The 9,268-nt window shown below is 57.6% G+C and carries 12 protein-coding genes; 4 read left to right on the plus strand and 8 right to left on the minus strand.

Annotation, left to right across the window (positions count from 1 at the left end):
• Positions 1–11 precede the first annotated feature (11 nt).
• Positions 12–1,331, plus strand: a complete 1,320-nt coding sequence (gene tilS, locus D7S44_RS14235) for a tRNA lysidine(34) synthetase TilS (RefSeq protein WP_120455860.1) — start codon at positions 12–14, stop codon at positions 1,329–1,331.
• Positions 1,328–1,636, plus strand: coding sequence for a c-type cytochrome (locus D7S44_RS14240; RefSeq protein ID WP_120455862.1), 309 nt, complete (start codon positions 1,328–1,330; stop codon positions 1,634–1,636). Before tilS ends, D7S44_RS14240 begins: the two co-directional genes overlap by 4 nt.
• A gap of 42 nt (positions 1,637–1,678) precedes the next feature.
• On the opposite strand, the gene rof is transcribed toward D7S44_RS14240, so the two are convergent.
• Both rof and D7S44_RS14250 read right to left on the minus strand, forming a co-directional pair.
• Positions 1,679–1,939 carry a Rho-binding antiterminator gene (gene rof / locus D7S44_RS14245; protein ID WP_120455864.1) on the minus strand — a complete coding sequence of 87 codons (261 nt, stop codon included), beginning with the start codon at positions 1,937–1,939 and terminating at the stop codon, positions 1,679–1,681.
• Entirely contained in the window at positions 1,926–2,126 is a 201-nt protein-coding gene (locus D7S44_RS14250; RefSeq protein ID WP_033749608.1) for a YaeP family protein, read from the minus strand. Before D7S44_RS14250 ends, rof begins: the two co-directional genes overlap by 14 nt.
• Before the next feature lie 208 nt (positions 2,127–2,334).
• Between D7S44_RS14250 and arfB the strand changes: the two genes are divergently transcribed.
• On the plus strand, positions 2,335–2,745 hold the full coding sequence (arfB, locus tag D7S44_RS14255) for an alternative ribosome rescue aminoacyl-tRNA hydrolase ArfB (protein ID WP_120455866.1): 411 nt from the start codon (positions 2,335–2,337) through the stop codon (positions 2,743–2,745).
• A gap of 34 nt (positions 2,746–2,779) precedes the next feature.
• Here arfB and proS read toward each other — a convergent pair whose 3' ends face one another.
• The 6 genes from proS to metN all read right to left on the minus strand — a co-directional run bounded on the left by proS (position 2,780) and on the right by metN (position 8,351).
• Entirely contained in the window at positions 2,780–4,498 is a 1,719-nt protein-coding gene (proS, locus tag D7S44_RS14260; protein WP_120455868.1) for a proline--tRNA ligase, read from the minus strand.
• A 69-nt stretch (positions 4,499–4,567) separates the two neighbouring features.
• Positions 4,568–5,296: a tRNA (N6-threonylcarbamoyladenosine(37)-N6)-methyltransferase TrmO gene (gene tsaA / locus D7S44_RS14265; RefSeq protein ID WP_120455869.1), complete on the minus strand. Its 729-nt coding sequence runs from the start codon at positions 5,294–5,296 to the stop codon at positions 4,568–4,570.
• Positions 5,293–5,688 (minus strand): Rcs stress response system protein RcsF, encoded by a 396-nt coding sequence (gene rcsF / locus D7S44_RS14270; RefSeq protein ID WP_120455870.1) that lies wholly within the window; start codon positions 5,686–5,688, stop codon positions 5,293–5,295. Before rcsF ends, tsaA begins: the two co-directional genes overlap by 4 nt.
• Positions 5,689–5,820: 132 nt before the next feature.
• A complete protein-coding gene (locus D7S44_RS14275) occupies positions 5,821–6,636 on the minus strand; it encodes a MetQ/NlpA family lipoprotein (protein ID WP_120455871.1) in 816 nt (271 codons plus the stop codon).
• Between the two features lie 37 nt (positions 6,637–6,673).
• The gene (locus D7S44_RS14280; protein WP_120455872.1) at positions 6,674–7,327 is read right to left on the minus strand and encodes a methionine ABC transporter permease MetI; all 654 of its coding nucleotides are present in this window, start codon (positions 7,325–7,327) and stop codon (positions 6,674–6,676) included.
• On the minus strand, positions 7,320–8,351 hold the full coding sequence (gene metN / locus D7S44_RS14285) for a methionine ABC transporter ATP-binding protein MetN (RefSeq protein WP_120455873.1): 1,032 nt from the start codon (positions 8,349–8,351) through the stop codon (positions 7,320–7,322). Before metN ends, D7S44_RS14280 begins: the two co-directional genes overlap by 8 nt.
• 201 nt (positions 8,352–8,552) lie before the next feature.
• Here metN and gmhB point away from each other — a divergent pair, with 201 nt between their 5' ends.
• Positions 8,553–9,113, plus strand: a complete 561-nt coding sequence (gmhB, locus tag D7S44_RS14290) for a D-glycero-beta-D-manno-heptose 1,7-bisphosphate 7-phosphatase (protein ID WP_120455874.1) — start codon at positions 8,553–8,555, stop codon at positions 9,111–9,113.
• The last annotated feature ends 155 nt before the right edge of the window (positions 9,114–9,268 follow it).

Raw genomic sequence — 9,268 nt, forward strand, 5'->3', positions numbered from 1 at the left:
TGGAACGCGTCATGTCTTTGTCTCATCTCGCCTCGCTGTTGCCCGCCGATGCCGCGCTGGTGGTAGCGTTCAGCGGCGGCCTCGATTCCACTGTGCTGTTGCATCAGCTGGTCAGCTGGCGGCAGACGCATCCGCAAGCGCGCCTGCGCGCGCTGCATGTTCATCATGGATTAAGCCCCAACGCCGACAGCTGGGCGGCGCACTGCATCGCCATCTGCGAAGCCTGGCAGCTAGGCTGCGAGGTCCTGCGCGTGCAGGTTGACGCGCGTGAACAGGGCATTGAAGGCGCGGCGCGTGCGGCGCGCTATCAGGCGCTGACGGCGGCGATGCAGCCTGATGAGTGGCTGCTTACTGCGCAACACCTCGACGATCAGTGCGAGACGCTGTTGCTGGCGCTAAAGCGCGGCAGCGGGCCTGCCGGGCTGGCGGCAATGCCGGTGCGGCGGGTGCGCGATGGCCGCGTGCTGCTGCGTCCGCTGCTCAATCAGTCGCGCCAGCAGCTTGAAGCCTATGCGCAGCAGCACCAGCTTCGCTGGATCGAAGACGAAAGCAATCAGGACGCGCGCTACGATCGCAACTTCCTGCGCCAGCGCCTGCTGCCAACGCTACAGGCGCGCTGGCCGCATTTTGCCGAAGCGTGCGCGCGCAGCGCGGCATTGTGCGGCGAGCAGGAACAACTGCTGGACGAGCTGCTGGCGGAACAGCTGGCCGGGCTGACGCATCCTGACGGCAGCCTGCATTTTCCACCGCTTTTGCAGATGAGTGAAACGCGCGCGAATGCGCTGTTGCGGCGCTGGATTGCCCGGCAGGGAGCAGTAATGCCCTCGCGCGCCGCGCTGGCGCGTCTGCGCCAGGAGGTGATGCTGAGCCGTGAAGACGCGCAGCCATGTTTGCGCTTTGGCGATGCGGAAGCGCGCCGCTACCGCGAACGGCTCTACTGGCTGCCGCGCTGCGCATCGTTAAGGGAACTGGAGCTGCCGTGGCGCGATCGCCGCGAGCCGCTGCTGCTGCCGCAGCAGCTCGGTGTGCTCTGTGCGCAAAGCGCACCGTCGGCGCTGCGCCAGCCTGAAGCGGATGAGCACGTCAGCGTGCGTTTCCATGCGCAGGGCTATGTTCATCTGGTAGGCCGCTCCGGCGGGCGCGAGATAAAAAAGCTGTGGCAGGAGCTGGCGATCCCGCCGTGGCAGCGTGAACGTATTCCGTTGATCTATTACAATCAGACGCTTGTCTGCGCGCCCGGCCTGTTTGTTACCCGGGAAGGCGCCGCCGTTGACGAGAATGGCTGGCAGGCGATCTGGCAAAATAACAATAATGCTGGAGAGCAAAAATGAAGAGATTACTGTCCGTTCTGCTACTGGCGGCGGCGCTGCCGGTGATGGCTGATGGCGATATTAATGCGGGCGCGCAGAAGTCAGCTGCCTGCACCGCCTGTCATGGCGCGCAGGGGAAAAGCAGCGTGCCGCTCTATCCCAACCTGGCGGGACAGAATGCCGCTTACCTCAACCATGCGCTGCAGGCCTATAAAAAAGGCGAGCGCAGCGGCGGGCAGGCCGAAGTCATGAAAGCCTTTGTGGCCGGATTGAGTGACGATGATATGGCAGATTTGTCGGCTTACTACGGGTCGCTGAAACCCTAGACGGGGAAGGGGGCGGGAAATATCCCGCCCGAGGCGTTGTCGCTACTCTTCGCTGACGACAACGGTGCCCAGCTCAGGATGGCTGAAGCTGGCGATGTGATCGAGGCGCAACTCGCGTGTTTCACCGGAAAGATCGATAGAGAGGTATTCCACGTTTTTGCGTGAAACCATATCTGTCGCTTTTGCTTTGAGCGCTTCCCCGTTTTTCAGGATCAGCTCAAGCGTCCAGCGTTTTGTGCAGGCGAGTTCCAGGTTGTCGTAATCATCACAGTTGATGGGTCTATAAGCTTCATTCGTCAACATAGTCGCTCACCAGTAAGTTTGCAGCGGCATAAGCTGCCTGTTCCCTGACAGAAGAGTTTAGCGCAGAATTTGCGGCAATATCATCGAGTGCCTTCAAAACGCATCCGATTGCATCGGGCACATATCCCAGTTCGCCGCTGCCGATCTCGGCATACTTCTGGCGAACCAATTCACAATATTTTTGCACGTTCACCTCCTCAGCAGAGCAAGAATACTCTGGTTGCCCGAGGAACTATATCACAGGCATTTCCAGGATTTCAGCCAGGGCAAAGCAGGATCAGAGTGGCGAAAGAGGCTAAAGTGACAGAATCCGCTGGCTACGCGCCATTAACAGGAAGCACAAAAGGTTAAGTCGATGAACAGGTTAAACAAGGCGACGTTGTCTCAGGTGACAGATGATTAAAGTTTCACGTACGGTCGAGCTGCCCGACAGCGAAGTTGAGCTAAGCGCCATTCGCGCCCAGGGCGCGGGCGGGCAGCATGTTAATAAAACCAGCACCGCCATACATTTGCGTTTCGATATCGCTGCGTCGTCGCTGCCGCCGTTTCACAAACAGCGCATGCTGGCGGCGAAGCACCACCTGATTACGCCGGAAGGCATGGTGATTATCAAAGCGCAGGAGTACCGCAGCCAGGAGATGAACCGTGAAGCAGCGGTTCAGCGGCTGGTCAGTTTGATTCAGGAGCTGACTCGCGTAGAGAAGGCCCGTCGCGCCACACGGCCGACGCGCGCGTCGAAAGAGAGACGGCTGGAAGGGAAGGCGCGGCGTAGCTCGACAAAATCGCTGCGGGGAAAAGTGCTGTAAAAAAACGCCCCCGAAAGCGGGGGCGAGAAGGGCATTACTTGTTAAGCGCTTTCAGCAGGAAGTCGACGATTTCGCTCTGCTTGATCATCTCTTTCTCGCCGGCGCGACGCGCTTTGTACTCGATCTCTTCGTTATCGAGGTTACGGTCGCCGATGACGATAGTGTGCGGCACGCCAATCAGCTCCATATCGGCGAACATCACGCCCGGACGCTCTTTGCGGTCGTCAAGGATCACCTCGACGCCTTTCGCGCGCAGGGTGTGGTAGAGCTCTTCCGCCAGCTCTTTCACGCGGAAAGATTTGTGCATGTTCATCGGCAGAATCGCGACTTCGAACGGCGCCAGCGCCGCAGGCCAGATAATGCCGCGATCGTCGTGGTTTTGCTCAATCGCCGCTGCAACGACGCGAGTGATGCCGATGCCGTAGCAGCCCATGGTCAGCACCTGGTTGCGGCCATCTTCGCCCTGAACCGCCGCTTTCATCGCTTCGGAGTATTTGGTGCCGAGCTGGAAAATATGACCCACTTCGATACCGCGTTTGATCTGCAGCGTGCCTTTGCCGTCCGGGCTCGGATCGCCTTCCACAACGTTGCGGATATCGGCCACGATCGCCTGCGGCAGATCGCGTTCCCAGTTAATGCCGACGTAGTGCTTGCCGTCGACGTTTGCGCCAGCGCTGAAGTCGCTCATCTTGTCGACGCTGCGGTCGGCGATAATCGGCATCGCCAGACCCACCGGACCGAGTGAACCCGGACCTGCGCCAACCGCGGCGCGGATCTCTTCTTCAGTAGCGAATACCAGCGGCGAGGCGACGATATCAAGCTTCTCTGCTTTGATCTCGTTCAGCTCGTGATCGCCGCGTACCAACAGCGCGACCAGCGTATGGCCGCTCTCTTCGCTGGCTTTAACCATCAGCGTCTTAACGGTTTTCTCGATCGGCATCTGGAACTGCTCTACCAGCTCAGCGATGGTTTTGGCGTTCGGCGTGTCGATCTGCGCCAGCGCCTGAGTTGGCTGCGGGCGGTCGCCAGCCGGCGCGACCGCTTCGGCCATCTCGATATTGGCGGCGTAGTCCGATTCGGTTGAGAAGATCACATCATCTTCGCCGCTCTGCGCCAGCACCTGGAATTCGTGCGACGCGCTGCCGCCGATAGAGCCGGTGTCTGCCTGCACCGCGCGGAAGTCGAGGCCCATACGGCTAAAGCTGTTGCTGTAGGCGCGGTACATCGCGTCGTAGGTTTCCTGCAGCGATTCCTGCGAGATATGGAAGGAGTAGGCATCCTTCATGATGAACTCGCGAGAACGCATTACGCCGAAGCGCGGACGCACTTCATCGCGGAATTTGGTCTGGATCTGATAAAGGTTAAGCGGCAGTTGCTTATAGGAGCTGAGCTCGTTACGGATCAGATCGGTAATCACTTCTTCATGCGTCGGACCGAGCACGAAAGGACGTTCGTGGCGGTCGGCAATGCGCAGCAGTTCCGGGCCGTACTGTTCCCAGCGACCGCTCTCCTGCCACAGGTCGGCAGGCTGAACCACCGGCATAGAGATCTCAATCGCGCCCGCGTTGTTCATCTCTTCGCGCACGATATTTTCGACTTTTTTCAGCACGCGTAAACCGGTTGGCAGCCAGGTATAGAGACCTGAAGCAAGTTTGCGGATCATCCCGGCGCGCAGCATCAGCTGGTGGCTGATCACTTCCGCATCGGAGGGCGTCTCCTTCAGAGTGGAGAGCAGATATTGAGTAGTACGCATTGATTAAGGTTCCAGTTGAACGGAAAGTCACTGACAAAAGTTTTGTTGGCGGCTAGTGTACCAGCGAGCTCACGGGCTCAAAAGCGCGTTTTCGCGCGGGTCGATGCCGGTCACTTCGGTGCCCGTTTCATCGACGCGCCAGCGTACGTTAAAATCAAGCAGCCAGACCGCATATTCGCGCGTCTGCGCTTCGCCTTTGCGATAGGCGGGACGCGGGTCCTGCGCCAGCACGTCACGGATAAAACGCGCCAGATGAGGATAGCGTTTCTGCTGTTGTGCCAGCTGCTGTTCGGCCAGCGGTGAGAAGCGCACCGGCATATCAGCCGGGGGCGCCTCCTGAGCGAAACCGGCCTGCGCCTGCGGCAGCGCTTCGGCGAAGGGGAGGTAGGGTTTGATATCCACAACCGGCGTGCCGTCCACTAAATCCAGGCTGCCAAGCTGCAGGATCACCTGATTCTTCTCGCAGCGAATGCCTTTCAGCTCGACCAGCGACATGCCGATGGGATTCGGGCGAAAGGTGGAGCGCGTCGCGAATACGCCCATGCGGGCATTGCCGCCCAGGCGCGGCGGCCGCACCGTGGGACGCCAGCCGCCCGCCATGGTCTGATGAAAAACGAACAGCACCCAGAGGTGAGAGAAACACTCCAGCCCGCGCACCGCTTCCGGCTGATTATAGGGCGCAATCAGGTGCAGTTCGCCATGCCCGTCCTGCACCAGACCAGGCTGACGCGGAACGGCGAATTTCTCTTTCCACGGCGAACGAATAACGCCGATCTGCTCAAAGGCGAAAGAACTCATTGATTCACTTTCAGCGCGGAGCCCTGACAGATCGCCTGACGATAGCAGCCCGGCGTGCTGCTGACGATTTCACACTTGTGCAGCAGGACGGCGTTGGCTTTCAGGTAAGAGGCTTTAACCTGCAGGCGCTTGCGCGCGGTGGCGATATTCGGCGGCGAATCCTGTCGGCTGCTCTGACAGTCATCGCCGGCAACTTCGCCCAGATCGCGGAACGGCTTGCTGACCAGATCGGCAGCGTCGGTATAGACTTTTACCGGCGTAGGACGCGGAGCAGGCTTACGCGCTGGCTCGCGGGATGGCTGCGGATGAGCGGGTGCGCTGCTTATCGGGTGATATTCGTGAACGCACCCGGTCAGCATCAATGCTAACAAGCAGAGCGGTAATAAACGCATGGCAACATCCTCAAGGTTGTAAAAAGTGGCGTTATTGAAACAAGGACCAGGCGAAATAACAAGTCGCGCCAGGTGCGGCGCAAAAGAAAGGGCGGCTAAGCGCCGCCCTGGTCAGAAGAGTCAGTAAAGGAATTACCAGCCTTTTACTGCGCCGCCGTTAAAGATCTTGTTCGCGGCTTCCGCCACTTCGTCAGACTGATAAGCCTGAACGAATTTCTTCACGTTTTCAGCGTCTTTATTATCTTCACGGCTAACAATCAGGTTAACGTAAGGTGAATCCTTATCTTCCACGAAGATGCCATCTTTTGCCGGCGTCAGACCAATCTGGCTGGCATAGGTGGTGTTGATTACCGCCAGCGCGATCTGCTGGTCATCCAGCGAACGCGGCAGCTGCGGCGCTTCCAGCTCAACAATTTTCAGGTTTTTCGGGTTCTCAACGATGTCCAGCGAGGTCGGCAGCAGACCTACGCCATCTTTCAGCTTAATCAGGCCGACTTTTTGCAGCAGCAGCAGAGAACGTCCGAGGTTAGTCGGATCGTTAGGAATAGCGACCTGTGCGCCGTTCTGCAGCTCATCCAGCGATTTGATTTTTTTGGAATAGCCCGCGATCGGATAAACGAAAGAGTTACCGACCGACACCAGCTTGTAACCGCGATCTTTGATCTGCTGATCCAGGTAGGGTTTATGCTGGAACGCGTTAACGTCGATATCGCCTTTGCTCAGCGCTTCGTTCGGCAGTACGTAATCGTTAAAGGTCACCAGTTCCACATCGAGGCCATATTTGTCCTTCGCGACTTTCTGCGCCGCTTCGGCGACCTGCTGCTCTGCACCTACAATCACGCCCACTTTAATGTGGTTCGGATCTTTGGCTTTCTGATCGCATCCTGCCAGCGCAATTGCGCCAATCAGTGCACCCACAGCGGCAATCTTTTTAAATGTAAAAGTCATATCTCTTCCTTAATGGAGACGTAATGATATTGCTGACTTATTTATGGGACACGGCACGCACGATGCGGTCGCCACAAAACTGAATTAAATACACCAGAACGACCAGTAACACGAGCACCGTATTCATTACCGTCGCGTTATAGCCGATATAGCCGTACTGATAGCCGATCTGCCCCAGGCCGCCAGCGCCGACGGCGCCGCCCATGGCAGAGTAGCCGACCAGCGTAATCAGCGTAATGGTCGCGGCGTTCACCAGACCCGGCAACGCTTCCGGCAGCAGCACCTTACGCACGATCTGCAGCGGCGTCGCGCCCATAGCGCGTGACGCTTCGATCAGTCCGGTCGGCAGCTCAAGCAGCGCATTTTCCACCATACGCGCAATAAAAGGCGCGGCGCCGACGGTCAGCGGCACGATAGCCGCCTGCAGGCCGATTGAGGTGCCGACGATGGCGCGGGTAAAGGGGATCATCCAGACCAGCAGAATGATAAAAGGAATAGAGCGGAAAATATTCACCAGCGCAGAAAGGATGCGATAGAGGGTGCTGTTTTCGCGAATCTGCCCTGGACGGGTGACGTAGAGCAAAACGCCGATCGGCAGGCCCAGCACGAAACCAAAGAAGCCAGAGACAAAGGTCATCATCAGCGTTTCCCAGACGCCGCGCGCCAGTAAAGCCATCATCGCCTCAGACATAACCTAACACCTCTACTTTTACATGATTTTCCTGCAGCCACGCGATAGCGGCTTTAGTATCGCTTTCAGCGCCGTCCATTTCGGCCAGCATAATGCCGAACTTCACGCCGCCGGCGTAATCCATCTGCGCGCTGATAATATTGTTATTCACGCTGAAGCGGCGCGCGGCTTCAGAGAGCAGCGGCGCGTCAACGGATTTGCCGGTGAACTCAAGACGCAGCAGCGGCACGCGATCGGCTGCGGGCTGCGGCAACAGGCGCTGCTGATAATCTTCAGGAATATCGAGGTGCAGCGTCGACTGGATAAACTGCTGCGCCAGCGGCGTTTTCGGATGGGAGAAGACTTCGCTGACGCTGTCTTTTTCAATCAGTTCGCCCTGGCTGATAACCGCGACCTGATCGCAGATGCGCTTCACCACGTCCATCTCATGCGTAATCAGCAGAATGGTCAGGCCGAGGCGGCGGTTGATATCTTTCAGCAGCTCAAGAATGGAGCGGGTAGTTGCCGGATCGAGCGCGCTGGTGGCTTCGTCGCACAGCAGCACTTTAGGATTGCTGGCCAGCGCACGCGCGATAGCGACGCGCTGTTTCTGCCCGCCAGAGAGGTTGGCGGGCCAGGCGTCACGCTTATCGGCCAGGCCGACCAGCTCCAGTAATTCCGTTACGCGTTTCTTAATCTCTTCACGTGACAGGCTGCCCAGCTCAAGCGGCAGCGCCACGTTGCCGAATACGGTACGCGAGTTCATCAAATTGAAGTGCTGGAAGATCATGCCAATCTGACGACGCGCCTGGGTCAGCTGACGCTCGCTCAGGGCGGTTAAATCCTGGCCGTCAACCAGCACGCGGCCTGATGTTGGACGTTCAAGTAAGTTAACGCAGCGGATAAGCGTACTTTTACCAGCGCCGGACGAGCCGATAACGCCATAAATCTGTCCCGCAGGCACGTGCAGGCTAACATCAGAGAGCGCCTGAATAGTCCGTGAGCCTTGCTGGAACACTTTGGTAATATTTTCAAGTTTAATCATTAGGTTATTTATTATCGTCTTGCGTTGTCCGTGGTGTGGAACCTTTCGCGCCGAACCCCGGTGCGAAAGCTGAGTGGATGGTAAGGCATCCAGACGTCTAAATCAATGAAAGTCCTCTTATCTGCCGTTCTCTCTTTTATTGCAATCATGCAATACTAGGCGGCAATTTTAGTAGCATCTTTAGTAGCAGGAGTTTTCCCAGTGGCGAATAAAGTCCCGGCTGTATTTCTTGATCGTGATGGCACCCTGAACATCGATCATGGCTATGTCCATGAAATCGACAACTTCCAGTTTATTGACGGCACTATCGAGGCGCTGCAGGAGCTGAAGAAGATGGGGTTCGCGCTGGTGCTGATTACCAATCAGTCCGGCATTGCCCGCGGCATGTTCACCGAAGATCAGTTTATGCAGCTGACGGAATGGATGGACTGGTCGCTGGCGGACCGCGATGTGGATCTCGACGGCATCTATTTCTGTCCGCATCTGCCGGACGCGCCGGTTGAGGCCTATCGTCAGCAGTGCGACTGCCGTAAACCTCAGCCCGGTATGCTGCTCTCTGCGCAGAAGCATCTCAATATCGATATGGCTGCTTCTTATATGGTGGGCGATAAAACCGAAGATGTACTGGCAGGCAAAGCGGCAGGCGTAGGCACGAGTGTGCTGGTGCGTAGCGGCAAACCGGTCACGCCGGAAGGGGAAGCAGCAGCAGACTGGGTGATTAACAGCCTCGCCGATCTGCCGCAGGCGATTAAGAAGCGCTAAAAACGTGCGTTTTGCGCATTATTCAGACGAACGACACAAAACTTTAAAAAAGCCCCTTGCGCTCTCTGAACGACTCCCTATAATGCGCCTCCATCGACACGGCACAACGGCTTACGGAATGCGGTGTTGAGGTGATGAAAATCACCGTCGGTTAA

This window comes from Pantoea piersonii (assembly GCF_003612015.1).
Lineage (GTDB): Bacteria > Pseudomonadota > Gammaproteobacteria > Enterobacterales > Enterobacteriaceae > Pantoea > Pantoea piersonii.